General features: G+C 70.5%; 23 protein-coding genes. 16 read left to right on the top strand and 7 right to left on the bottom strand.

The features are described from left to right. Positions 1-5: 5 nt before the first annotated feature. From ABZ810_RS08545 to ABZ810_RS08565, 5 genes are all read right to left on the bottom strand, one after another. A complete protein-coding gene (locus tag ABZ810_RS08545) occupies positions 6-437 on the bottom strand; it encodes a hypothetical protein (RefSeq protein ID WP_358400946.1) in 432 nt (143 codons plus the stop codon). 132 nt (positions 438-569) lie between these two features. Further along, positions 570-1,061, bottom strand: coding sequence for a hypothetical protein (locus tag ABZ810_RS08550; protein WP_358400949.1), 492 nt, complete (start codon positions 1,059-1,061; stop codon positions 570-572). 301 nt (positions 1,062-1,362) lie between these two features. After that, positions 1,363-2,040, bottom strand: a complete 678-nt coding sequence (locus ABZ810_RS08555) for a response regulator transcription factor (RefSeq protein WP_358400951.1) — start codon at positions 2,038-2,040, stop codon at positions 1,363-1,365. After that, the gene (locus tag ABZ810_RS08560) at positions 2,037-4,067 is read right to left on the bottom strand and encodes a histidine kinase (protein ID WP_358400953.1); all 2,031 of its coding nucleotides are present in this window, start codon (positions 4,065-4,067) and stop codon (positions 2,037-2,039) included. Before ABZ810_RS08560 ends, ABZ810_RS08555 begins: the two co-directional genes overlap by 4 nt. Before the next feature lie 47 nt (positions 4,068-4,114). Then, entirely contained in the window at positions 4,115-4,588 is a 474-nt protein-coding gene (locus ABZ810_RS08565) for a hypothetical protein (protein ID WP_358400955.1), read from the bottom strand. An 83-nt stretch (positions 4,589-4,671) separates the two neighbouring features. Between ABZ810_RS08565 and ABZ810_RS08570 the strand changes: the two genes are divergently transcribed. From ABZ810_RS08570 to ABZ810_RS08635, 14 genes are all read left to right on the top strand, one after another. Further along, the gene (locus tag ABZ810_RS08570) at positions 4,672-5,691 is read left to right on the top strand and encodes a DUF2207 domain-containing protein (protein WP_358400957.1); all 1,020 of its coding nucleotides are present in this window, start codon (positions 4,672-4,674) and stop codon (positions 5,689-5,691) included. Between the two features lie 112 nt (positions 5,692-5,803). Beyond that, positions 5,804-6,964, top strand: coding sequence for an MraY family glycosyltransferase (locus ABZ810_RS08575; RefSeq protein WP_358400960.1), 1,161 nt, complete (start codon positions 5,804-5,806; stop codon positions 6,962-6,964). A 205-nt stretch (positions 6,965-7,169) separates the two neighbouring features. Next, a complete protein-coding gene (locus ABZ810_RS08580; protein ID WP_358400963.1) occupies positions 7,170-7,670 on the top strand; it encodes a hypothetical protein in 501 nt (166 codons plus the stop codon). An 81-nt stretch (positions 7,671-7,751) separates the two neighbouring features. Next, on the top strand, positions 7,752-7,982 hold the full coding sequence (locus tag ABZ810_RS08585) for an AtpZ/AtpI family protein (protein ID WP_358400965.1): 231 nt from the start codon (positions 7,752-7,754) through the stop codon (positions 7,980-7,982). 112 nt (positions 7,983-8,094) lie between these two features. Further along, positions 8,095-8,907 carry a F0F1 ATP synthase subunit A gene (gene atpB / locus ABZ810_RS08590; RefSeq protein ID WP_358400968.1) on the top strand — a complete coding sequence of 271 codons (813 nt, stop codon included), beginning with the start codon at positions 8,095-8,097 and terminating at the stop codon, positions 8,905-8,907. Positions 8,908-8,980: 73 nt separating this feature from the next. Beyond that, positions 8,981-9,205, top strand: coding sequence for an ATP synthase F0 subunit C (gene atpE / locus ABZ810_RS08595; RefSeq protein WP_358400970.1), 225 nt, complete (start codon positions 8,981-8,983; stop codon positions 9,203-9,205). Positions 9,206-9,243: 38 nt separating this feature from the next. Continuing rightward, positions 9,244-9,813: a F0F1 ATP synthase subunit B gene (locus ABZ810_RS08600; protein ID WP_358400972.1), complete on the top strand. Its 570-nt coding sequence runs from the start codon at positions 9,244-9,246 to the stop codon at positions 9,811-9,813. Continuing rightward, entirely contained in the window at positions 9,810-10,628 is an 819-nt protein-coding gene (locus ABZ810_RS08605) for a F0F1 ATP synthase subunit delta (protein ID WP_358400974.1), read from the top strand. The genes ABZ810_RS08600 and ABZ810_RS08605 overlap by 4 nt, the downstream gene beginning before the upstream one ends. 29 nt (positions 10,629-10,657) lie before the next feature. Then, the gene (gene atpA, locus ABZ810_RS08610; protein ID WP_358400976.1) at positions 10,658-12,301 is read left to right on the top strand and encodes a F0F1 ATP synthase subunit alpha; all 1,644 of its coding nucleotides are present in this window, start codon (positions 10,658-10,660) and stop codon (positions 12,299-12,301) included. Between the two features lie 6 nt (positions 12,302-12,307). Further along, positions 12,308-13,204 carry a F0F1 ATP synthase subunit gamma gene (locus ABZ810_RS08615; protein ID WP_358400978.1) on the top strand — a complete coding sequence of 299 codons (897 nt, stop codon included), beginning with the start codon at positions 12,308-12,310 and terminating at the stop codon, positions 13,202-13,204. A 2-nt stretch (positions 13,205-13,206) separates the two neighbouring features. Then, positions 13,207-14,637, top strand: coding sequence for a F0F1 ATP synthase subunit beta (gene atpD, locus ABZ810_RS08620; protein WP_358400979.1), 1,431 nt, complete (start codon positions 13,207-13,209; stop codon positions 14,635-14,637). Positions 14,638-14,725: 88 nt separating this feature from the next. Then, positions 14,726-15,112: a F0F1 ATP synthase subunit epsilon gene (locus ABZ810_RS08625; RefSeq protein WP_358400982.1), complete on the top strand. Its 387-nt coding sequence runs from the start codon at positions 14,726-14,728 to the stop codon at positions 15,110-15,112. 20 nt (positions 15,113-15,132) lie between these two features. Then, positions 15,133-15,606, top strand: coding sequence for a DUF2550 domain-containing protein (locus tag ABZ810_RS08630; protein WP_358400984.1), 474 nt, complete (start codon positions 15,133-15,135; stop codon positions 15,604-15,606). A 166-nt stretch (positions 15,607-15,772) separates the two neighbouring features. Next, positions 15,773-17,275 (top strand): M28 family peptidase, encoded by a 1,503-nt coding sequence (locus ABZ810_RS08635; RefSeq protein WP_358400986.1) that lies wholly within the window; start codon positions 15,773-15,775, stop codon positions 17,273-17,275. 124 nt (positions 17,276-17,399) lie between these two features. Here ABZ810_RS08635 and ABZ810_RS08640 read toward each other — a convergent pair whose 3' ends face one another. Next, entirely contained in the window at positions 17,400-18,230 is an 831-nt protein-coding gene (locus tag ABZ810_RS08640) for a DUF4097 family beta strand repeat-containing protein (RefSeq protein ID WP_358400988.1), read from the bottom strand. Positions 18,231-18,338: 108 nt separating this feature from the next. Further along, the gene (locus ABZ810_RS08645) at positions 18,339-18,947 is read right to left on the bottom strand and encodes a cob(I)yrinic acid a,c-diamide adenosyltransferase (RefSeq protein WP_358400990.1); all 609 of its coding nucleotides are present in this window, start codon (positions 18,945-18,947) and stop codon (positions 18,339-18,341) included. Between the two features lie 91 nt (positions 18,948-19,038). Here ABZ810_RS08645 and ABZ810_RS08650 point away from each other — a divergent pair, with 91 nt between their 5' ends. Next, positions 19,039-20,613 (top strand): GMC family oxidoreductase N-terminal domain-containing protein, encoded by a 1,575-nt coding sequence (locus ABZ810_RS08650; protein WP_358400993.1) that lies wholly within the window; start codon positions 19,039-19,041, stop codon positions 20,611-20,613. Positions 20,614-20,910: 297 nt separating this feature from the next. Then, on the top strand, positions 20,911-22,467 hold the full coding sequence (locus ABZ810_RS08655; protein WP_358400995.1) for a glycoside hydrolase family 13 protein: 1,557 nt from the start codon (positions 20,911-20,913) through the stop codon (positions 22,465-22,467). Positions 22,468-22,800 lie beyond the last annotated feature (333 nt).

Raw genomic sequence — 22,800 nt, forward strand, 5'->3', positions numbered from 1 at the left:
CCGGATCAGAAGATCTTCTGCCACTGTCCGCACTCGGTCGTGTACTTCTTCTTCGGCGTCAGCCCGCATTCGCGGACATAGGCGTGGCCGGTGTAGTCGGAGACGAAGAAGTGGTCCCGGTAGGCCTCCTTGTAAGGGAGGTCCGCGGGAACTCCCTCGGCCTTGAAGAAATACACCTTGCTGGTGTGGCGGCGGCTTCCCTCGGTCGTTCTGAATTGCAGCGCCGCCGCGGAGCCGTTCGTCTTGAGGTCCTGCAGCCAGCCCCTGAAGGTGACCTTCGCGGAGGTGCGGGCGTAGGTGCCGCCGGCCTTGACGTTGGTGAAGCTGGCCTTGGTCGACCAGCCGCGCGCGGCGGCGGCTTCCGCCGGGGTGAGCGGCGAGATGACGGCCAGCGTGGTGAACGAGGCGACGGTCGCGGCGGTGAGGGAGCGGCGCATGAAACGTTCCTTCGGGGCGGGGGCCGACGAACCATCCGAACCTAACACCCGTGCATGACGAGGGCCCGGCTCCTGGGGAGGGGCCGGGCCCGGGTGTCGTCATTCCCGGCGCCGGGAGGCGCCGGCAGCGCGTCAGTAGAGCTTCTTGCCCTTGCCGTAGACGAACTTGCCGGTCTTCTTGCTCCGGCCGCACTCCTGCACCCACAGGTGGTGGGTGTAGTAGGAGGTCACCTTGAAGCTGATGGTGCCCTTGCCGTCGAAGGCGTAGCGGGTGCCGTTCGAGTTCACGCCGACGATGTAGTGGCGCGACCAGTACTGCAGGTCCCGGTTGCCCGAACGCTCGGTGAAGAGGAAGCGGACGCAGGCGGTCCAGTTGTTCTTCTTGGTGTCCTGCAGCTTGCCGGTCACGACGGCCTTGGAGCTGTTGCGCGCCCAGTTGCCCCAGGCGTTGATGTAGCTGTACGAGTTGTACGGCTTCCACGCGGGGTACGCGGCGACGGCGGCCTTGTTGGGGGCGGCCACGGCGGCGGCCTGGGTGGGGGCAGCCTGGGCCGGGGAGCCGACGACGGCCCCGCCCGTCATCAGGACGCCGGCGGACAGCGCTACGGCAGCAAAACGCCGCATAAATCCCTCCATGCACTCAAATCTCGGAGATAAGCCAGGTCAACCTAGCAGCGCCGACAAGATCATTTTTATCGGGAGCTTACGGCGGGGGCCGGGTCGCAAAACGGTGTGAACCAAACGGGGTGCGGCGGCGTCCAAGAAGATCTGGCCTTGACGCGGTTGGGGGGCCAAAACGGCCCATACGGCCCGAAAAAACGGACTAAGAGTGACGAACGTCCAGGCGAAGCCGCTGTTCCAGAATAAAAGTGAAGTTCATCACTCCGACGCCCGGCGTTTGACCGGAATCGGCTACGGCGAGCGGCTACGGCGTGGCCCGGCCATCGCCGGGGCGCACCAGCCCGACGTCGTACGCGAAGATCGTGGCCTGTACGCGGTCACGCAGGTCCAGCTTGCCGAGGATCGCGTTGACGTGGGTCTTCACGGTCGCGGTGCTGATGCCCAGGGCGGTGCCGACCTCGGGGTTGCTCAGCCCGCGCGCCACCTGCACGAGGACGTCGCGCTCGCGCTGGGTGAGGGGCTCCAGGCGGTCGTCGGCGCGGGCGGACGGCGACACCGAGCCGGTGACGAACGCGTCGATCAGGCGCCGGGTCACGGCGGGGGCGAGCAGCGCCTCGCCGGCGGCCACCGTGCGGATGGCGTCCACCAGCTCCTGCGGGTCGCAGTCCTTCAGCAGGAAGCCGGACGCGCCCGCGCGCAGCGCGCCGAAGACGTACTCGTCGCGGTGGAACGTGGTGAGCACCAGGATGCGGGCGGCGGTGCGCCCGGCGGTCAGCTCCCGGGTCGCGGCCAGGCCGTCCATGCCGGGCATGCGGATGTCCATGAGCACGACGTCGGGATCCGTCTCGCGGACGGCGCGCAGGGCGTCGGCGCCGTCGCCGGCCTGCCCGACCACCTCGAGGTCGGCCTCGCCGTCGATGATCGCGGTGAACCCCGCGCGGACCACATGCTGGTCGTCGACCACCAGCACCCGGATGCTCACCGCTGCTCCTCCTTCGCGCCGCCGTCCACTCGGCCGTCCACTCGGCCGTCCACGGTGTGATCTTCCATCGCGTCCAGCAGTTCACGCATGTCGACCAGCGCGGCCCGCGCCTGCCCGGTCACGACGTCGAGCGCCGCGCGCCCGTCGGCGGCCGTACCGGCCAGGCCCGCCTCGGCGGCGCGCACCAGCCGGGCGGTGTGATCGAGGACGGTCCCGCGCAGCCCCATCGCGATGCGGTGCCGTTCGGCCAGGACCGCCTCGCCGGTGCGGGCCGCCATCGTCTCCAGCGCGGTGAGCTCCCAGTGCCGGCCGCGCCGCGCGACCGTCCGCCCCCAGGCCCAGAACGGCAGCAGCACCAGCGTCGCCAGCAGCGCGGAGATGACCACGCCGTACGCCAGCGCGAGCCCCAGCTCGCCGGGCGGCATCGGATCGGACTCGTACTCCAGCCGGACGATCACCAGGGACAACGTCACCCACGGGCCCGCCATGATCAGCGCCGCGGGCCAGCTCCGCCGGCCGGGGCGCGCGTACGCGGCGACCGAGTAGACCGCGATGGCCTGGGCCGGGACGCTGACGGCGAACACCTCCAGAAGGATCTGGTCCCCCAACCCGGACAACACCCACAACGTGTCGAACACGACCAGCCCGGTCAGCGCGGCATAGGGGGTGCGGCGCCGCCACCACAGCGGCAGCGCGCGCAGCAGCAGCCCCAGCGCGACGACCACCAGCACGCCGAACGGGCGCCCGGACATCAGGTTGTCGGGAGGGGAGAAGGCCAGCAGCGCGGGCAGCGCGCAGCAGAAGGCGATCGTCACCGCGTCCAGGACCTCCGGCCACCCCGCCCCGCGTCCCGCCGCCGAGGTCGGCACGGACGCGCGGACCGCCCAGCCGCAGGCCTCCGGGCCCGCGTCGAGCGTGCCGCCGAGCGCCGTGGCGCGCTCGCGCATCCCGGCGATCCCGCGTCCCGTCCCGAGCGCGGGCGCGGCCCCGCCGTCGTCCGGCGCCCCGTTGACGACCTCGACCTCGACCGCCCCCGGCACGTACTCGATCAGCACGGCGACGGGCGCGCCCGACGCGTACCGCATCGCGTTGGTCAGCGACTCCTGGACGATCCGGTAGACGGCGGTGACCACCTCGGGCGGCAGCCCGCGCGCCCGCCCGGCCACGTCCAGCGAGACCGGCACGCCGAGCCTGGTCAGCCCGTGGCACAGCGGCGGCAGCAGCGAGTCGAGCCCGCCGCCGTCGGTGTCCGGGCCCACCACGTCGACCAGCCGGCCCAGGGCCTCGAGCACGTCGCGGCCCGTCTCGGCCGCGGTGCGCAGGGCCTCGCCGGTCAGCCCCGGGTCGTCGATCCGGGACGCGGCGCCGCTGTGCACGACCACCGCGCTGAGATGGTGACCCGCGACGTCGTGCAGGTCGCGGGCGAGGCGTTCGCGTTCGGACTCGGCGGCCGCGGTGCGCTCCCGGTCGGCCTCGGCCAGCCGCTCGGCCAGCTCGCGCCGCCGGGCCTTCTTCTGCCTGCGCAGCTGCCCGAGCGCCGCCACCGCGACGTACCAGGCGAGCTCCATCACCTCGTTCCAGACGAGGTCGGGCAGGTTCTCGCGCATCGGCGCGAACACGGCGAAGGCGGCGGCGAACGCCGCCAGGCAGCCGATGACCGCGTGGCGCCGGTCGCGGTGGACGGCCAGCGAGTAGAGCGCGATGCCGTCGGAGATCCCGCTCAGGCCCGTGTCGGCCTTCTGCCCGATCAGCACGCCCGCGCCGCTGAGGACCACGGTGACCGCGAGCACCACGACGGGGAACCGCCGCCGCCAGAGCAGCGCCACGCACGAGAGCAGGACGGTCGCGGTGATGGCCTGCCATTGGCCCTGGCTCATGGGGTCGTCGTCGCCGCTGTGCTGGACCAGCCAGGTGAGGCCGAGCTGGACGACGGCGGCGATCGCGGGCACGGCCATGTCGGCGACGGTCGGCCAGCGGTCCGCCCCCGCGCGCGTGTTCTCCGGCCCGTCGGCCGAGCTCGCCCCCATGAAACCGACCTTATGGTGCTTTCGGCCGCCGGATCATCGTCGTCGGCTCATCCGGGCAGGCACGGGGTGGTTCCGTCCAGGGTGAGGGTCGGCTTCCTGCCGCCCTTCAGCCGCACGGTGAACGTGACCTCCGGGGCGTCGCGGATCATGGTGAACGTGCGGCTCCGGCCCTTGCCGCGCGGCGGCCGGGTCAGCCGGTAGCCGCGGTCGCCGATCAGGCCGAGGGTCACGCCGGTGGCCTGGTCGACCAGCACCACCGGGGACGGCCCGGGGCGCAGCGGCAGCTCGGCGCGCAGGGTGCGCCTGGACCGCCCGCCCTCGTCGCACGAGGCGGTGCGGTCGGTGAGCGTGCGGGGCCGCGCGCCCGGACCGCCGAGGCGCCGCGCGCCGTCCGCCAGGACGTGGTCGGCGTCGGCCTCGAGGCGGTCGGCGGATTCGGAGAGCGCGGGCCCCCGGGCGCAACCGGTGATCAGCGCGGCTCCGACGATTCCCCCGAGGAGACCGCGCCCGACAGTGGACACGCGCGTAGCCTAGGCCGAAGAATGCCGCTCTACTTCGCAGGGTAATCACTTCGTTACGCGATGGGCGTGACGACGGTGGAAATATGCCAGAGGTGCGTGACCGGATCCGGGGACCTGCGGTCGCCGCGGCGATGTCGCTGGTGATCGCCGTGTTCGTGCTGCCCGGCGCGTCCTCCGCGCGGGCGGCGGCGCCCGGGCCGCCACCGGCGGTGGAGAGCATCCCGGTCTACGACGTGGTGCTGACGATCCGGCCGGACGGCACCGTGCACGTCCGCGAGACGATCACCTACGACTTCGACCTGGCCGGCGAGCACGGCATCGTCCGGCACGTCTCGTACCGCAAGAAGAACCGGCTCTTCGACATCCGCGGCGTGCGGACGAGCTCGTCGACCGGCGCGCCCGCCCGGTCCGAGACGGTCAAGCTGCTGCACGACGTGCAGATCACCGTCGGCGACGCCGGCCGCAAGGTGCGCGGCCGCCAGGCGTACGTGATCGAGTACGACGTGGCCTGGGCGTTCACCCCCTATGACGACCGCGACGAGCTGCAGTGGGACGCGCTCGGCGGCGACTGGGACGTCCCGATCGGCGAGGCGGCCGTCCGGGTGGAGGCGCCCGTCCCGCTGCGGCGCGTCGGCTGCCAGGCGGGCACCGCCAAGTCGTTCACCAGCTGCCTGCGCGACCGGGACGGCCCCTACGCGATCGACTTCACCCAGCGCGGGCTGCGGCCCCGCGAGACCATGACGGTCAAGGTCAAGCTGCCCAAGGGCGCGATCGACGTGCCGCCGCCGCGGTACGCCCGCCCGCACTGGCAGGGGTCGTGGGCCGGCACCGCGGCGCTCGCCGGCGCCCTGGGGGCGGTGATCCTGCTGGCCGCGGTCCGTCCTCCCAGGCTGCGGTACGTGGGGGAGGCGCTGGCCGTGACGGGAGTGCTGCTCGCCGCCGCGGATCTCGCGGATGACATTCTGATACGGGGATTCTGGGCGTTCTCGCTGGGCGACGCCTCGCTGACCGGCGTCGCCCTGGTGATCATCGGGGCCGCGGTGGCGCGCGCCGATCGATTTCGGGCAAGGGAACACGCAGCGGTCAGCCGATCAGGAGATTAGAGTTGGTCGGAACGCCGCCAGGATGAACGGATCGTCCTCGGCGTGCTTCTGATTCAGAGGCGGCCCCGGAGGCCGCTTCGAGGCGGCGAGGTTCGAGAGGGAGGGGCGGGGCGTGCGCGAGTACCTGCTCACCATCCTCGTCGCCGCTCTCGTGACCTACCTGCTGACGCCCGCCGTCCGCAGCTTCGCGGTGTGGTTCGGCGCCCAGGCGGCGCCGCGCGACCGCGACGTGCACGTGATCCCGACGCCCCGGCTGGGCGGGCTGGCGATGTTCGGCGGGCTCGCCGCCGCGCTGGTGCTGGCGCACGGCCTGCCGGTGATGGGCAAGGTGCTGGAGAACGCCGACATCGGCACCGGCAAGGCGCTGCTGCTGTCCGGCGGGCTGATCGTCCTGGTCGGCATCGCGGACGACCGGTGGGGCGTCGACGCGCTCACCAAGTTCGCCGGCCAGGTCGCCGCCGCGGGCATCTTCGTCATGCAGGGCATCCAGCTCTACCAGCTCCCGCTGCCCACGGGCGAGGCGCTGTCGCTGCCCCCGGCGTACGGCGTGCCGCTGACCGTCCTGGTCGTGGTCGCCACGATCAACGCGGTCAACTTCATCGACGGCCTCGACGGCCTGGCCGCCGGCGTGGTCGGCATCGCCGCGATGGCGCTCTTCTCCTATGCCTACCTGCTCTCGTTCACCAACGGGCTGACCACCCTGACCGGCTCCACGCTCACGGCGGCGGTGCTGGTCGGCGTCTGCGCGGGGTTCCTGCCGCACAACTTCAACCCGGCGCGGATCTTCATGGGCGACACCGGGTCGATGCTCATCGGCCTGCTGCTCAGCGCCGCGACGATCATGCTCACCGGCACGTTCGACCCGGCCGTCATCGGCGCCTACGCGCAGATGCCGCTGTGGGTGCCGATCCTGCTGGTGCCGGCGGTCGCGGCGGTCCCGTTCATCGACATGCTGCTGGCCGTCTGGCGCCGCACCAACCAGGGCCGCTCGCCCTTCGCGCCCGACAAGCAACATCTTCATCACAGATTGCTGGAGCTCGGCCACTCCCACCGCCGCGCGGTCCTGATCATGTACTTCTGGGTCGCGCTGATCGCGTCCAGCCTGGTCGGCCTCTCCACCACCAACTCGGTCCCGCTGGTGGCGTCGGTGACCATCGTGGTCGCCCTCGCCGGGGTGGTCGTCATGATCGCCGCCCCGCGCATGGTGCGCCGCCGCAGGCCGCGGCACGCGGGCGGCCCGGCCGTCGAGGCCCGTCCCCGCCAGCCCGTCTAGCAGCCGGTCCGTGCCCGAGCGGCGCGTCCACCCGCCGTGCGCTTTCCGCAGAACCATGCGATGACCTGGGCTACAGTCCGTGTGGGGAAAGTTACCAGCGCGAACGCGGACGCGTTACCTCTAGGGTAATTGTGGGCGTTCTGGACGCTTGTGATACCTTTCACGAACAAGAGACGACACTGAAGTCATCGAGCCGGAGCCCACAATGCAGCCTTCCGACGCCCGGATTCTCCGCGGCGCCGCGATCCCGTCCGTCCTCGCGGGTGCCGCCGCCATCGTGGTCGGCTTCCTGGTCGGCGGAGCCAAGGGGGCGCTGGGTGCCGCCATCGCCACTCTCGTGGTGATCGCGTTCTTCAGCATCAGTGTGGTGGCCGTCAGCTACGCGTCGAAGATCTCCGCGCAGGCGATGTTCGCCGCCGCCGTCTTCAGCTATATTTTCAAGATCATCGGGATGTTCGCCCTGATCTCGGTGTTCGAAGGCGTGACCGCCTGGAACAACAAGGTCTTCGCCTGGACGGTGATCGCGCTGACCCTGGTCTGGATCGGCGCGGAGATCCGCCACACCCTCACGACCAAGACGCTCTACATCGACGAGCCCGCCGAGCCGGTCACGACCGGCGCCGGCGAGCAGGCGGGCACCGACGGCCAGGCCCGCGCCGACGAGCACGTCGAGGCCCCTCAGGCCGGCGCCGACCGGAGTCCGTGATGACTCCCTTGGTCGTGTTGGCGCAAAAGGACTACTCCAATATGACCACCAGGGGGGTGGCCTGCTATGGTCCGTCCTGCGATGAGCGAGGAGGGGCACCGGCCCGATCCGGGGTCCGACGAGTCGGACCACCGCAACTTCGCCAATGCCGCCTGGTCGATCCCCAGCTACGTGCTGAGCGGAATGGCCGTCTACGGCGGTCTCGGCTGGTTGCTGGATCGCTGGCTGGGCACTTCGGCGCTGTTCCCCATCGGAATCCTGGTGGGCCTCGGTCTCGCGCTCTACCTGGTCTATCACCGCTACGGACGCTGACCGCGCCGCCCGCGGAGAAGACCACCATCGTCTTTGGACTCAAGTCGCGCCCCTCGGGCACGCACAAGCAAGCACCGACGGAACAGTCGGTCACCGACGAAGGGACTGCCGCGTGAGCGCGCCGCACCTCCTCGCCTCCGAGGGAGAGACGTTCCAGGACCACGTCCCGGGGCTGAACATCTTCGACTGGGGCCCCCTGTTCCCGAGCGGTCCCGCGTGGCTCGACTGGTTCACCAAGCCGGTCCTCATCATCATGCTGTCCGCGCTCGTGGTCGTCCTCTTCTCGTGGCGGGCCTTCCACGCGCCCAAGCTGGTGCCCAAGGGCGTGCAGAACGTCGGAGAGGTCGCCTACCTCTTCGTCCGGGACCAGGTGGCCCGGCCGATGATCGGCGCGGACGGGGACCGGTGGATGCCGTTCCTGTTCTCCACCTTCTTCTTCGTCCTCTTCCTGAACCTGTCGGGCGTGATCCCGGTGCTCCAGCTGCCGGCCACGTCGCACATGGCGATGCCGATCGTGCTGGCCCTCGTGGTCTACGTGATGATGTTGTTCCTCAGCATCAAGCACCAGGGGCTCGTCGGCTACTTCAAGAACATGATGTTCCCGCCCGGGCTGCCGAAGGCGATCTACGTCATCCTGGCGCCGATCGAGCTGCTCTCGAACATCATCCTCCGGCCGTTCACGCACTCCGTGCGGCTCTTCGCCAACATGTTCGCCGGTCACCTGCTGCTCGCCTTCTTCGCCAGCGTCGCATGGTGGTTCCTGGCCGAGAAGCTCACCGTCCTGGGCGCGGGCATCGGCATCGTCGGATTCCTGATGTCGATCATCATGACCGCGTTCGAGATCTTCGTGCAGAGCCTGCAGGCGTTCATCTTCACCCTGCTGGCCGCCTCCTACATCGGCGGAGCTCTGCACCCCGAGCACTGACCGACCTTCAACCCCAACCGCAAAGCTCCGGTGGCTCCTACCAACCCACCGGCCGAGTGAGAAGGAAATCAGAATGGGCAACCTTGCCGAAGTCACCGGCGACCTTGGTTCCATCGCTTACGGTCTCGCCGCCATCGGCCCGGGCGTCGGCGTGGGCATCATCTTCGGTCAGGGCGTGCAGGCCATCGCGCGCCAGCCGGAGCTCACCAATGTCATCCGTCAGAACATGCTGCTGGGCTTCGCGCTGACCGAGGCGCTCGCCCTCATCGGTTTCGTTGTGGGCTTCGTCCACAGCTGACCCTCCTGGCACTTTCCTGACAGGAAGGCGGAACCCTCATGTACAACCTGCTGGCCACCGGCTCGGTGGCGCAGGAGGAAAGCGACTACCAGCCGCTGCTGCCGGAGATCGGCGAACTGGTCGTCGGCACCATCGCCTTCGCGATCGTGCTGATCCTGGTCGGCAAGTTCCTGGTGCCCAAGATCCAGGCGACGCTCGCCGAGCGTTCCAACGAGATCGAGGGCGGCCTCAAGCGGGCCGAGGAGGCCCAGGCCGAGGCCCAGGCCACGCTCGACGAATACAAGGCCAAGCTGGCCGAGGCCCGGCACGAGGCGTCCCGGCTCCGCGAGGAGGCTCGCGAGCAGGGTGCGCAGATCGTCGCCGAGATGCGCGAGCAGGCCCAGGCCGAGGCGCGCCGCATCGTCGAGGCGGCCCAGTCGCAGATCGAGGCCGAGCGGCAGCAGGCGTTGCAGCAGCTCCGCGCCGAGGTCGGCACGCTGTCGGTCGAGCTGGCCGGCCGCGTCGTGGGCGAGTCCCTCGAGGACGACGCCCGGCAGAGCCGCGTGGTCGACCGGTTCCTCGAGGAGCTCGAGGGCCGGGCTCGGTCGCAGGAGCAGATCACCTCATGACCATCACGGGAGCGGTGAGCAGGGCGTCGCTGGCGGAGGCCAGGGAGCGGCTCGAGGCCGTCATCTCCTCGGCCGATCTGGACGCGCTCGGCGGCGACCTGTTCGCGGTGCTCAACCTGATCGACCGCGAGCACGGCCTGCGCCGGGCGATCTCCGACCCGTCCCGGAGCGGCGCCGACAAGGCCGGCCTCGTGCAGGGGCTGCTCGAGGGCAAGGTCTCGCCGGCCGCTCTCGGGCTGGTCGCCGACGTCGTCCGGCTGCGCTGGTCGAAGCCCGCGGAGCTGTCCGACGCGATCGAGGTGCTCGCGGTGAGCGCCGAGTCCGCGCGGGCCGAGGCGCAGGGGCGGCTGGACGACCTGGAGGACGAGCTCTTCCGGTTCTCCCGGGTCGTCGAGCGCGAGCCGGAGCTGCGCGGGGCCCTCGCCGGCCCCGGGCTGCCGGTCGACCGCAAGGAGGGCCTGGTGACCACGCTCCTGGAGGGCAAGGTCACGCCGTCCGCGCTGACGCTGGTCGCCGAGCTGGTACTGCGTCCGCGAGGACGTAGCCTGGAGAGCGGGCTGGCCGACTACGGCAAGCTCGTCGCCCAGCGCCGGGAGCGCCTGGTGGCGCTCGTGCGCACCTCGGTCGAGCTCACGGAGGCCCAGCGCACCCGGCTGGCCGCGGTCCTGGCCGCGGCCTACGGCCACGAAGTACACCTGAACATCGAGCTCGACCCCACCACGATCGGCGGTCTGTCGATCCAGATCGGGGACGAGATCATCGACGGCACGATCGCCGGACGGCTGGACGACGTCCGCCGGCGGCTCGCCGGCTAGCGGACCCCTAAGGGAGCAAGAGAGGAATCATGGCGGAGCTGACGATCCGTCCGGATGAGATCCGGAACGCGCTGGAGCGCTTCGTCCAGTCGTACGAGCCCGAGGCAGCCGCGCGCGAAGAGGTCGGCACCGTTGTCGATTCCGGCGACGGTATCGCCCACGTGGAGGGTCTGCCCTCGGCGATGGCCAACGAGATCCTCGAATTCGAGGACGGTACCCGTGGCCTGGCTCTGAACCTGGACGTCCGCGAGATCGGTGCCGTTGTCCTGGGGGACTTCAGCACGATCGAGGAGGGCCAGAAGGTCCGCCGCACCGGCGAGGTGCTCTCGGCCCCCGTCGGCGACGGTTTCCTGGGCCGCGTCGTCGACGCGCTGGGCAACCCCATCGACGGCAAGGGCGCGATCGAGTCGACCGAGCGGCGTGCGCTGGAGCTTCAGGCGCCGACCGTCGTCCAGCGCCAGTCGGTGGGCGAGCCGCTGCAGACCGGCATCAAGGCCATCGACTCGATGACGCCGATCGGCCGTGGCCAGCGGCAGCTGATCATCGGTGACCGGCAGACCGGCAAGACCACGGTCTGCATCGACACCATCATCAACCAGAAGGAGAACTGGCTCTCCGGCGACGAGAAGAAGCAGGTCCGCTGCATCTACGTCGCCATCGGCCAGAAGGGCTCCACGATCGCCAACGTGCGCCGCACCCTCGAAGAGGCCGGTGCGCTGGAGTACACCACGATCGTCGCCGCGCCCGCCTCCGAGCCCGCGGGCTACAAGTACATCGCCCCCTACACCGGGTCCGCGATCGGCCAGCACTGGATGTACCAGGGCAAGCACGTCCTGATCGTCTTCGACGACCTGTCGAAGCAGGCCGAGGCCTACCGCGCCGTGTCGCTGCTCCTGCGTCGCCCGCCGGGCCGTGAGGCCTACCCGGGTGACGTCTTCTACCTGCACTCGCGGCTCCTGGAGCGTTGCGCGAAGCTCTCCGACGACCTGGGCGCCGGCTCGATGACGGGTCTGCCGATCATCGAGACCAAGGGCAACGACGTCTCGGCGTTCATCCCGACCAACGTCATCTCCATCACCGACGGCCAGTGCTTCCTGGAGACCGACCTGTTCAACCAGGGCGTCCGGCCGGCCATCAACGTCGGTATCTCCGTCTCCCGAGTCGGTGGTTCCGCGCAGATCAAGGCCATGAAGCAGGTCGCCGGCACGCTCCGCCTGGCGCTCTCGCAGTTCCGTGACCTGGAGGCGTTCGCCGCCTTCGCGTCCGACCTGGACGCGGCCTCCCGCGCCCAGCTGGACCGCGGTGCCCGCCTGGTCGAGCTGCTCAAGCAGCCGCAGTTCTCGCCGTTCCCCGTCGAGAAGCAGGTCGTCTCGGTGTGGGCCGGCACGACCGGTGAGCTCGACGACGTCCCGGTCGAGGACGTCCGCCGCTTCGAGACCGACTTCCTCGAGTACGTCGTGCGCAACCACGACGGCCTGCTGACCTCCATCCGGGAGACCGGCAAGCTCTCCGACGACGGCCTGACGACCCTCAAGGACGCCATCACGGAGTTCAAGAAGGGCTTCGAGACGAGCGCCGGCGACCTCCTCGGCGAGGACGACCCGAGCATCGCGGCCAAGGGTGACGAGGACGTCGAGCAGGAGAAGATCACCCGCGTCACGAAGAAGGACTGATCGGCGATGCCCGCACAGCTTCGCCAACTCCGGCAGCAGATCAGGTCGGTGAAGTCGACTGCGAAGATCACCCGGGCCCAGGAGATGATCGCGACCTCGCGCATCGTCAAGGCCCAGAACGCGGTGGCGGCGTCCAAGCCGTACACCGACCAGATCACGCAGGCGATCACCGCCCTGGTCAGCCACAACGTCAGCATCGACCACCCGTTGCTCAAGGAGCAGCCGGAGGACTCCCGGTCCGCCGTGCTGATCGTCACGAGCGACCGCGGATTCTGCGGCGGCTACAACGCCAACGTGATCCGTGAGGCCGAAGGACTGATCAAGGGGCTGCGGGAGCAGGGCAAGCAGCCGCTCCCTTACATCGTCGGCAACAAGGCGCTGACCTGGTACCGGTTCCGTGGCCGTGACATCGAGGCCGACTGGACCGGTTTCAGCGACCGGCCCCAGTTCGCCGACGCCGAGCGGATCGGCCGCCGCCTGGCGGCCGACTTCCTCAAGACGGACGCCGAGGGCGGCGTCGGTGAGATCCACGTGGTCTACACCGAGTTCGTCTCGATGCTGACGCAGCAGGTGCAGGTCCGCCGGCTGCTGCCGCTCGACATCGAGGAGACGAGCTCCGGCCAGGTGCCGCCGGCGTACGATTTCGAGCCGTCCGCCGAGGCCGCGCTCGACCTGCTGCTGCCGAACTACATCGAGAGCCGCATCTTCCACATGCTGCTCCAGTCGGCCGCTTCCGAGCACGCCTCGCGGCGCCGCGCGATGAAGTCGGCCACCGACAATGCCAACGAACTGATCGGGGTCTACACGCGCCAGATGAACCAGGCGCGGCAGGCGGCGATCACCCAGGAAATCAGCGAGATCGTCGGTGGCGCTGACGCGCTCGCCGATTCTGGCGGGGAGTAAGAATGACTGCACAGGTAGAAACGGCGACCGCCACCGGGCGTGTCGTCCGGATCATCGGCCCGGTCGTCGACGTGGAGTTCCCCGCCGACGCCATCCCGGGCATCTACAACGCGCTGCACGCCAACGTCAGCCTCGGCGGCGAGGACAAGACCCTGACGTTCGAGGTCGCGCAGGACCTCGGCGACAACCTGGTCCGCGCCATCTCCATGCAGCCGACCGACGGCCTGGTGCGCGGCGCGGCCGTCAGCGACACCGGCGGCCCGATCTCGGTGCCGGTCGGCGACGTGACCAAGGGCCACGTGTGGAACGCCCTGGGCGAGACCCTGGACGTGCCCACCGCCTCCCTCGAGGTCAGCGAGCGCTGGGGCATCCACCGCAAGGCCCCGGCCTTCGACCAGCTCGAGTCGAAGACCGAGATGCTGGAGACCGGCATCAAGGTCATCGACCTGCTGTCCCCGTACGTCAAGGGCGGCAAGATCGGCCTGTTCGGCGGCGCGGGCGTGGGCAAGACCGTCCTCATCCAGGAGATGATCCGGCGCGTCGCCCGCAACTTCGGCGGCACCTCGGTGTTCGCCGGCGTCGGCGAGCGCACCCGTGAGGGCAACGACCTCTGGGTGGAGATGGACGAGGCGGACGTCCTCAAGGACACCGCCCTGGTCTTCGGCCAGATGGACGAGCCCCCGGGCACCCGTCTCCGCGTCGCGCTGTCCGGCCTGACCATGGCCGAGTACTTCCGTGACGTGCAGCAGCAGGACGTGATGTTGTTCATCGACAACATCTTCCGTTTCACCCAGGCCGGTTCCGAGGTGTCGACCCTGCTGGGCCGCATGCCCTCGGCCGTGGGCTACCAGCCCACCCTGGCCGACGAGATGGGCGTGCTCCAGGAGCGCATCACCTCGACCCGCGGTCACTCGATCACCTCGATGCAGGCGATCTACGTTCCCGCGGACGACATCACCGACCCGGCGCCGCACACCGTGTTCGCCCACCTCGACGCGACCACGACGCTCTCGCGGTCCATCTCCGAGAAGGGCATCTTCCCGGCGGTGGACCCGCTCGACTCGACTTCGCGGATCATGGACCCGCAGATCCTCGGGGCCGAGCACTACGGCGTCGCCCAGGAGGTGAAGCGGATCCTGCAGAAGTACAAGGAACTGCAGGACATCATCGCGATCCTCGGTATCGACGAGCTCTCCGAAGAGGACAAGGTCACCGTCAACCGGGCGCGGCGCATCGAGCGTTTCCTGTCGCACCCGATGTACGTGGCCGAGCAGTTCACCGGCCAGCCCGGTGTGACCGTTCCCAAGGACGAGACGATCGCCTCCTTCAAGGCGATCGCCGAGGGCAAGTACGACCACATCCCGGAGCAGGCGTTCTTCATGTGCGGCGGCATCGAGGATGTCGAGAAGAAGGCCAAGGAGCTGGAGAAGTAGTCCGCTCCGACGGGGTCCCGGGCGCAGGTCCGCGTCGCGGACCGCCCGGACCCCGCCGGATCCGCTCCAGTATTCGGAGGATTGACACGTGGCAACCCTGAAGGTCGGCCTGGTCTCACCGGAGCGTGAGGTCTGGGCCGGCGAGGCCAAGATGGTGGTCGCCCAGACCATCGAGGGCCAGCTCGGCATCATGCCGGGCCACGCCCCCGTGCTGGGTGTCCTCCTCGACGGTAGTGTGGTCAAGATCGAACCGGCCGACGGCGGTGAGATGATCTCCGCCATGGTCGGCAGCGGCTTCTTCTCGATCGCCGACGACGAGGTGTCGGTCCTGGCCGAACAGGCCGTGCTGGGCAGCGAGGTCGACGTGTCGGCCGCCCGGCAGGACCTGCAGTCCGCGCAGTCGGCGGCCGAGGAGGACTCCACGGCCGAACGGCGGGCCCGGGCGCGGTTGCGCGCCGCCGGGCACGAGGCTTAGCCGAGAACGGGCAGGGGGACTTGGGCGGGCACCTGGCACTTGATGTGGGCGGGGTGCTCGCCGCCGTCGTTCTGCTGGTGGCACTCCTGTTCGTCGGCATGACCGTACGACGCTGGCTGTTCGTCCGCGGTGGCGGCGCGGTGGAGTGCAGCCTGCGCGTCCTCTCCCAGAACGGGGAGACGCGCGCCCCCGGCGCCTGGCGGCTCGGCATCGGCCGCTACAAAGGCGACGTGCTCAACTGGCACCGTGTGTTCGGCTTCCGCCGCAGGCCCCGGCAGGTGATTCACCGCCGGGGCCTCGTCGTGTCCGGGCGCCGCAGGCCCGAGGGCGAGGAGGCCGCCGGCCTGCTCCCGGACGTTACCGTCATCGAGGTGCGGGACGGCGACCTGACCGCGGAGCTGGCGATGAGCCCCTCCGCGCTGACCGGCTTCCTGTCGTGGCTGGAGGCCGCGCCCCCCGGCTTCCCGGTCGACATCCCGCAACACGAACCGTGACCGTGGCCTGACCGGGAGTCGGCGCCTTACCTCCTTGTTACAACTGAGACTCAACTGTCATAGCGACCGCTCTTGTGGCGGCGTGACTCTTGTGACGAAATTGCAAGATCACGCATAAACCCCCCGCCATTCCCCCAAACAGGAGCGGATATTGCGTAAGTTCGCTATGGGAGCCGCTGCGATCCTTGCGGTCTCCCTGGTCACCGCGCCGACCGCCGAGGCGGCCGCGAAACCGGACCTCGCCAAGCTGGTCACGGTCAACGCGATGAAGCGGCACCTGGTCAACCTCAAGACGATCTCCGACTACAACGGCGGCAACCGCAAGTCGGGTCTCGCGGGGTACGACATCTCGGTGAAGTACGTCGTCAACGAGCTCAAGAAGGCCGGCCTCGAGCCGAAGACCCAGACCGTCCCGTTCTGGGTCTTCAAGCAGGACGGTCCGGGCGCCTTCGAGCAGGTCGCGCCGGCCCAGCAGGCCTACAAGGCCGACGAGGAGTACGGCACCTGGGAGTACTCCGGCAGCGGCGACGTGACGGCCAACGTCTTCCCGGTCGACCTGGGCGGCGACCAGGGCCCCGCCGGTCACAGCGGTTGCGAGGCCGCCGACTTCGAGGGCATCCAGAAGGGCGACATCGCCCTGATCCGCCGCGGCACCTGCGCGTTCGTCGACAAGGTCAACCTGGCCGTCGCCGCGGGCGCCGGCGCTGTGATCATCTACCAGCGCCAGGGCCCGGACGTGCCGGTGGACACCCCGGCGGTGTTCGGCCTGGACAAGCCCGCTCCCATCCCGGTCATCGGCACCACGTACAAGATCGGCACCGAGCTGCGCACCCCGGCCGAGGCCAAGACGCTGCAGGTCCGCGTCAAGACCGAGGTCACCAACACGCCGAAGCCGGTCCAGAACGTGATCGCCGAGAGCACGTGGGGCGACCCGAACAACGTGGTCGTCGTCGGCGCGCACCTGGACAGCGTCGCCGAGGGCCCGGGCATCAACGACAACGGCTCCGGTTCGGCCGCCATCCTGACCATGGCGCAGAACATCGACAAGCTGGGCAAGAAGAACCTCAAGAACAAGGTCCGCTTCGCCTGGTGGGCCGCCGAGGAGTCCGGCCTGGTCGGCGCCTACCACTACGTCGGCAGCCTGACGCCGGCGCAGCGGGACAAGATCGCGCTGAACCTCAACTTCGACATGCTCGGCTCGGTCAACTTCGCGCGGTTCGTCTACGACGGCGACGACTCGATGGGCTCGGGCACCAACCCGCCCGCCGGTTCGGGCGCCATCGAGAAGACCTTCGTGGACTACTTCGGCAAGCTCGGCCTGAAGTCCGAGCCGACCGCCTTCGACGGCCGCTCGGACTACGGGCCGTTCATCGAGGTCGGCATCCCGGCCGGCGGCCTCTTCAGCGGCGCCGAGGGCATCAAGACCGCCGAGCAGGTCGCCTGGTACGGCGGTGAGGCCGGCAAGGCCTACGACCCCTGCTACCACGCCGCGTGCGACACCATGAAGAACATCGACTGGACGGGTCTCGACCAGATGGCCGACGCGGCCGCGTTCGCGACCCAGAAGTTCGCCTTCAGCACGCTGCCGGTGAACGGCCAGGCCCGGATCGCCGCCAAGGCGGCGGCCACCCGGTCGTTCGACTGGAAGGGCGGCCGCCTGGTCCGCTGACCGGGCCCGCCCGCTGCCTGAAGAGCAGGTCGGACGGCGTGCCGCCCTCCCGGATCATCCCGGGGGAGCGGCACGCCGTTCGTGCTGGAGGGGCCCGTTCAGGCGGTCCGTTCAGGCGGTCCGTTCAGGCAGGGCGGACGTCGACGCTGCCGTCGCCGGTCCGCACCTTGATCTTGCGGGGCGCGGCGTCGTCGCGGCGCACCGCGGCGTCGACGTCGAGGGAGCCGGTGTCGGCCTTGAGGCTGATGGCGTACGGCTCGCCGGTGGGGACGGCCAGCTCGACCGAGCCGGTGTCGGTGGTGGCGTCCACCGAGCCGGGCGGGGCGGTGAACCTGACGTTGATCGTCCCGTCGCCGGTATGGGCGGTGAGCCGGTCGACGTTGAGGCCGTCGCCCTTGATGGAGCCGGTGTCGGTGCGCAGCTCGGCGTTCGCCGCGCGGCCGTTGAGCCTGATCGAGCCGTCGCCCGTCCTGGCGAACAGGGACGAGGCCTCCAGGCCGGTGGCCGTGATCGAGCCGGTGTCGGTGCTCAGCCGGACCGCGCCGCGCAGCCCGCTCACCTTGAGGGCGCCGTCGTCGTTGTGCAGGTCGAGCGAGGTGCCGCGCGGCACCTCGACGCGGTAGGCCACGCCGCAGCTGCTGAACCCGATCACGTTGCCCTCGCACTTGGCGCCCAGCGTGAGCGTCCCGCCCGCGACGCCGTGCGACGGCTTGGGCTTGCGGTGCTCGCTCGTCCAGGTCAGGCGCTCGGCCACCTTGACGACGGCGGCGTCCGTGCCGACCACCTCGACCTTGCCGACGTCGGAGGTCACCTTGATCGAGGTGACCTTCTGGGTGATCTGGTACGACCGGTTCTCGTGCTTCTCGCCGGCGTCGAGATCGACGGAGCAGCCGCTCAGCGCAAGCGCCGACACCGCCGCTCCGGCCAGGGCCATCGTGCCCGTCAGCGTCTTCACGTCCGTCTCCCGCCACCTCGCCCGGTCTCCCCGTACGGTTCTCAGCTTCGCTCGCGGGCGCCGGGCCGAGCCAGGAGGCGGACGGGAATCTTCTTGGTGGGGTTATCCCTACCGTTCGCCGCCCGGCTTCCAGAGGACGTCGCCGTGACCGGCGTTGGCGACCCGGCACAGGATGAACAGCAGATCGGACAGGCGGTTGAGGTAACGCGCGGTGGCCGGGTTGACGCCGCCCTCGTCCGGCGCGGTGCCGTGGGCCTCGATCGCCGCCCAGGCGGAACGTTCGGCCCGCCGGGTGACCGTGCGCGCCACGTGGAGCAGGGCGGCCCCGGGGGCGCCGCCGGGGAGGATGAAGCTGCGCAGGGGCTCCAGACCGGCGTTGTGCTCGTCGCAGGCGGCCTCCAGGAAGTCGACGTAGGAGCCGTCGACCCGCAGCGGCGGATAGGCGGGCTCGGCCATGTGCGGGGCGCACAGGTCGGCGCCGACGTCGAACATGTCGTTCTGGACGCGGGTCAGCAGCGTGACCAGGGCCTCGGGCAGGGAGCCGAGGGCGAGCGCGGCGCCGATGGCGGCGTTGGCCTCCTCGACGTCGGCGTAGGCGGCCAGGCGCGGATCGTTCTTGCCGACGCGGGAGGCGTCGCCGAGGGCGGTCGTGCCGTCGTCGCCGGTACGGGTGTAGATACGGGACAGTACGACCGGGGTCTCCCTGTTCTTCGCCATGAACGCCACCCTACGACGGACCCGATCAGAACTATGTTCGGTAGGGTCTTGCATACTTTTCGGTGGGCGGTGCGAAAACCCGGAGGCAGTCGTGTACGACTACATCATCGTGGGGGCGGGCAGCGCGGGCTGCGTGCTGGCGGCCCGGCTGAGCGAGGACCCGGGCACCAAGGTGCTGCTGCTGGAGGCGGGCCCGCCGGACGAGGCGCCGGAGATCCACATCCCGGCCGCGGTGGCCTCGCTGATCAAGGGGCCGTTCGACTGGAACTACGACACTGTGCCCCAGGAGCACGCCCGGGGCCGCACCGTCTACTGGCCGCGCGGGCGCACGCTGGGCGGCAGCTCCTCCACCAACGCGATGATCTACATTCGCGGGCACCGGTACGACTACGACACCTGGCGCGACGCCCACGGCTGTGACGGCTGGGGCTTCGACCAGCTCCTGCCCTACTTCCGGCGGGCCGAGGACCAGCAGCGCGGCGAGACCGACCTGCACGGAATCGGCGGCCCGCTCCGCGTCGAGGACCTGCGCTACAAGCACCCGCTGAGCCGGGCGTGGGTGCAGTCGGCCAAGGCGTACGGCCTGGCGGCCAACAACGACTTCAACGGGCCCGAGCAGGACGGCGTCGGCTTCTACCAGGTCACCCACAAGCGCGGCAAGCGCTGGTCGACGGCCGTCGGCTACCTGCGCCCGGCGCTGGACCGGCCCAACCTGACCGTGGTCACCGACGCCCTCGTCACCCGCGTGCTGATCGAGAACGGCCGGGCGGCCGGTGTCGCCTACGAGGCCCGCGGCGAGTCGGTCGAGGCGCGCGCCGAAGCCGAGGTCGTCCTGTCCGGCGGCGCGATCAACAGCCCGCAGCTGCTCATGCTCTCCGGCGTCGGCCCCGCCGACCACCTGCGCGAGCACGGCATCGACGTGGTCGCCGACTCGCCGGTGGGCCGGGGCCTCCAGGACCACCCGTTCGTGAACGTCATGTTCGCCACGCCCCGGCACAAGGCGCTGTGGGAGCTCGCCAACGCGCGCGCCTTCGCCCTCTGGCAGGCGCTGGGCCGCGGCCCGTACGCGTCCAACGTGGCCGAGGCGGGCGGCTTCGTCCGCACCACCGAGGGCCTGCCGGCCCCCGACCTCCAGTACCACGTGCTGCCCACGCCGTTCGTCAACCAGGGGCTCGTCGAGTCGACCGAGCGCGCGGTGTCGGTCTTCGTCACCGCCGTGGCCGTCGGCAGCCGGGGCGCCCTGACGCTGCGTTCGGCCAGCCCGCACGCCAAGCCGCTGATCGACCCGGCCTACCTGGCAGACAAGGCGGATCTCGACATCCTCGTCGCGGGGGTGCGCCAGGCCCGAGAGATCGCCGCCACCGGGCCGCTGGCCGCGCTGGCCGGCGGCGAGTGGGCGCCCGGCGAGCAGGTCGACGACGACGCCGCGATCGAGGACTTCGTCCGCCGGGAGTGCGCCACGCTCTTCCACCCGACGAGCACCTGCGCGATGGGCGGCGACGACGCGGTCTGCGACCCGGAGCTGCGGGTGCGCGGCGTGGAGGGCCTGCGGGTGGTCGACGCCTCCGTCATGCCGACCGTCCCGCGCGGCAACACCAACGCGCCGACGATCGCGATCGCCGAACGCGCCGCCGACCTCATCCGCGGCCGCGCCCCCCTCGCCTGACGAGGGAGGGCCCGCCGAGCCGGGTCACGACGAGGCCCCCGCCGCGCGAGGCGACGGGGGCTTCTTCGGAGTGCGGCAGCCGGGCGGCGGCTTCTCCGGGCGCCGGTCGTGCGACATCGTGTTCTCCTCGGTTCCCGTCCGGCCGACCCGTTCGGCCCGACATCGCAAGGTTCGCGCTAAGGCCGCGCCCTCCACATGGGGACGACGCCCTATCCCTCGTCCGAGACGCCTCAGATCGGCGTCGCGGCGGCCTTAGCATGGTGATCTTTCGGTGCCGGTGCGACGAGCGGGGGAGAAGTGACGAGGGGTACGGAGAGGGACGCGGAGAGGGATCCGACCGGGGAGAGCTGGTGGCGGAGCGCGGTCATCTACCAGGTGTACGTGCGCAGCTTCGCCGACTCCGACGGTGACGGCGTCGGGGACCTGCCGGGGATCCGCGAGCGGCTGCCCTATCTCGCCGAGCTCGGCGTGGACGCGCTGTGGCTCACCCCGTTCTACCCGTCCCCGATGGCCGACTTCGGGTACGACGTGGCCGACCACCGCGACGTGGACCCGCTGTTCGGGACGCTGGAGGACGCCCGCGCCCTGATCAAGGAGGCGCACGCCCACGACCTGCGGATCATCGTGGACGCGGTGCCCAACCACACCTCGGACCGGCACCCGTGGTTCCAGGCCGCGCTGGCCGATCCGGCGGCGCCGGAACGTGCCCGCTACATCTTCCGCGAGGGCCGCGGCGACGGGCCGCCCAACGACTGGGAGTCGGTCTTCGACGGCCCCGCGTGGACGCGCGTGCCGGACGGGTCGTGGTACCTGCACCTGTTCGACCCCGCGCAGCCGGACCTCGACTGGGAGAACCCGGAGGTCCGGGAGGAGTTCGAGGACGTCCTGCGCTTCTGGCTGGACCTCGGCGTGGACGGCTTCCGCGTCGACGTGGCGCACGGCATGGTCAAGGCTCCCGGGCTGCCCGACGTGGGCTTCACCGCGCAGAGTGAGAAGCGCCGGCACGAGGACGCCGTGCTGCCCTACTTCGACCAGGACGGCGTGCACGAGATCCATCGCGGCTTCCGCCGCGTCCTGGACTCCTACGAGGGCGACCGGGTCGCCGTGGCCGAGGCGCAGGCCCCGACGCTCGAACGCCTCGCCGCCTACACCCGTCCCGACGAGTTGCACCAGGCGTTCAACTTCCACTACCTCAAGGCGCCCTGGTCCGCGGCCGCGCTGCGCGACGTCGTCGAGAACTCCACGACCCCGGCGACGTGGGTGCTCTCCAACCACGACGTGCGGCGCCACGTCACGCGGTACGGCGGCGGCGAGACGGGCCTCAGGCGTGCTCGCGCCGCCGCCCTCCTCACGCTCGCGCTCCCGGGCTCGGCGTACGTCTACCAGGGAGAGGAGCTCGGCCTGCCCGAGGCGGACCTCCCCGAGGAGGTCCAGCGGGACCCGAGGCGCAAGCGCGGCGACGGCAGGGACGGGTGCCGCGTCCCGATGCCCTGGGAGGGCACCGAGCCGCCGTTCGGCTTCACGAGCGGGCGGAGCTGGCTGCCGCAGCCGCCCGGGTGGCGTGACCTCACGGTCGAGGCCGAGTCCGCCGACCCGGGATCGGTCCTCAACCTGTACCGGCAGGCACTCCGCATCAGGCGCGCCCACCCCGCCCTGGACCTGGAGTGGTTGCAGGGGCCGCCCGGCACGTTGGTCTTCGCGCGCGGAACCCTGGGGTGCGCGGTCAACCTCGGCGACCGCACCGCCCGCATCGCCGCGTACGGCCCACTCCTGCTGAGCAGCGAGCCGATCGATCGCGAGGGCGACTGCCTGGTGCTGCCGCCCGACACGGCCGCCTGGTGGCACCGCCACTGACCCCGCGCCGGGAGGCCCCCGTACAACGGAAAGACCCCCGTCCGTGTGGACGGGGGTCTCTCGGGTCTCATCTCGGTGCGACGACCGGGTGGTTCCCGGTCACCGGTGGCCACCGGCCGTCACCGCTTGCGGGCCTTGGCGGCCCTCCGGTCGGCCTTGGCCTCGGCGCGCAGCCGGCGTACGCGGTCGGCGACGATCGCTCGGGAAAAGTCGGGGTGCAACATGGCGTTCTCCTCGGTCCTGCCGGTCCGACCCGTTCGGCCCGACAGACTCAAGGTTCGCGCTAAGGCCCTGCCTCCCACATGGGGACTAAGCCCTATCTATGCCGCCTAG

Origin of the sequence: Spirillospora sp. NPDC047279, from assembly GCF_040643285.1 — a bacterium.
GTDB lineage: Bacteria > Actinomycetota > Actinomycetes > Streptosporangiales > Streptosporangiaceae > Spirillospora.

Excerpts from the sequence above, each read along its gene's own strand:
- ABZ810_RS08545 (WP_358400946.1), bottom strand. The coding sequence starts at position 437 with ATGCGCCGCTCCCTCACCGCCGCGACCGTCGCCTCGTTCACCACGCTG.
- ABZ810_RS08550 (WP_358400949.1), bottom strand. The coding sequence starts at position 1,061 with ATGCGGCGTTTTGCTGCCGTAGCGCTGTCCGCCGGCGTCCTGATGACG.
- ABZ810_RS08560 (WP_358400953.1), bottom strand. The coding sequence starts at position 4,067 with ATGGGGGCGAGCTCGGCCGACGGGCCGGAGAACACGCGCGCGGGGGCG.
- ABZ810_RS08570 (WP_358400957.1), top strand. The coding sequence starts at position 4,672 with ATGCCAGAGGTGCGTGACCGGATCCGGGGACCTGCGGTCGCCGCGGCG.
- ABZ810_RS08580 (WP_358400963.1), top strand. The coding sequence starts at position 7,170 with ATGCAGCCTTCCGACGCCCGGATTCTCCGCGGCGCCGCGATCCCGTCC.
- ABZ810_RS08585 (WP_358400965.1), top strand. The coding sequence starts at position 7,752 with ATGAGCGAGGAGGGGCACCGGCCCGATCCGGGGTCCGACGAGTCGGAC.
- atpE (WP_358400970.1), top strand. The coding sequence starts at position 8,981 with ATGGGCAACCTTGCCGAAGTCACCGGCGACCTTGGTTCCATCGCTTAC.
- ABZ810_RS08600 (WP_358400972.1), top strand. The coding sequence starts at position 9,244 with ATGTACAACCTGCTGGCCACCGGCTCGGTGGCGCAGGAGGAAAGCGAC.
- ABZ810_RS08605 (WP_358400974.1), top strand. The coding sequence starts at position 9,810 with ATGACCATCACGGGAGCGGTGAGCAGGGCGTCGCTGGCGGAGGCCAGG.
- atpA (WP_358400976.1), top strand. The coding sequence starts at position 10,658 with ATGGCGGAGCTGACGATCCGTCCGGATGAGATCCGGAACGCGCTGGAG.
- ABZ810_RS08615 (WP_358400978.1), top strand. The coding sequence starts at position 12,308 with ATGCCCGCACAGCTTCGCCAACTCCGGCAGCAGATCAGGTCGGTGAAG.
- atpD (WP_358400979.1), top strand. The coding sequence starts at position 13,207 with ATGACTGCACAGGTAGAAACGGCGACCGCCACCGGGCGTGTCGTCCGG.
- ABZ810_RS08635 (WP_358400986.1), top strand. The coding sequence starts at position 15,773 with ATGGGAGCCGCTGCGATCCTTGCGGTCTCCCTGGTCACCGCGCCGACC.
- ABZ810_RS08645 (WP_358400990.1), bottom strand. The coding sequence starts at position 18,947 with ATGGCGAAGAACAGGGAGACCCCGGTCGTACTGTCCCGTATCTACACC.